Source organism: Vibrio sp. 1401 (assembly GCF_033340295.1).
On the sequence record NZ_JAWOWF010000251.1, the window covers coordinates 1 to 801 of the forward strand.

Consider the following 801-nt stretch of genomic DNA (forward strand, 5'->3'; position numbering starts at 1 on the left):
AAGTTCAACTACTCTTCTGAAGACAATACATTCAGTGAATCTGTTGCACTTGCAAACAAAACGGGCGATTTGGAATCTTTAGTTGCCTATACGCGTCGCGACGGCAATGAACTGGATAACTTTGGAGATCTAGCAGATGCAAGTACTGAAGCGAACAACTTACTAGTTAAACTTCAGTACCAAGTCAATGATGCACATCGTGTTGAATTCAATGGGAATTATATTCGCAACAAAGGCAACGGAAAGCAGTCTTACAACGGTTATACGAATGCAACAAGTGAAGATGTAACAGAGCAATATCAAGTTGGTATAAAACATATTTGGGAGATGCAAACGGCCCTAGCGGACTCCCTTACCTGGCAACTAGACTGGCTTAGCAAAGAAGAAAACGGCATTACTGATCGTGTAAAAGGCCAGAATATCCAACGTAAAGACTACATCTACGAGGATGAAGGCTACCAGTTTGACTCACAGTTTGACAAATATCTCTCGCTTGGTAGTACAGAGCATTACTTTGTGTACGGTGCATCCTTTAGTGATAAAGACATTAAGAACGTCAACAAGGAGTACAACAGTGCAAGCGCGAACAAAGAAATTTTCTATATTCCTTCTGCGAGCGAGCGTCGTTATGGGCTCTTTTTACAAGACGAGATTACGGTAGGTAACTTTACGATTACTCCGGGCGTACGGTGGGATGCATTTGAAACCGATCCAGGCGATACAGGCAGTAACCCAAGTGGTAACGCGGCTAGCGACTACAAAAAGTTCTCTGATTCTGCATTTACAGGCCGCTTAGGTTCT

Annotated in this window: 1 protein-coding gene; it reads left to right on the forward strand. The window is 42.9% G+C overall.

Annotated features, from left to right (window positions below; translation table 11 throughout):
* A partial coding sequence (locus R7Z77_RS24905; protein ID WP_411913207.1) for a TonB-dependent receptor domain-containing protein occupies positions 1–801 on the forward strand: 801 nt, incomplete at both ends.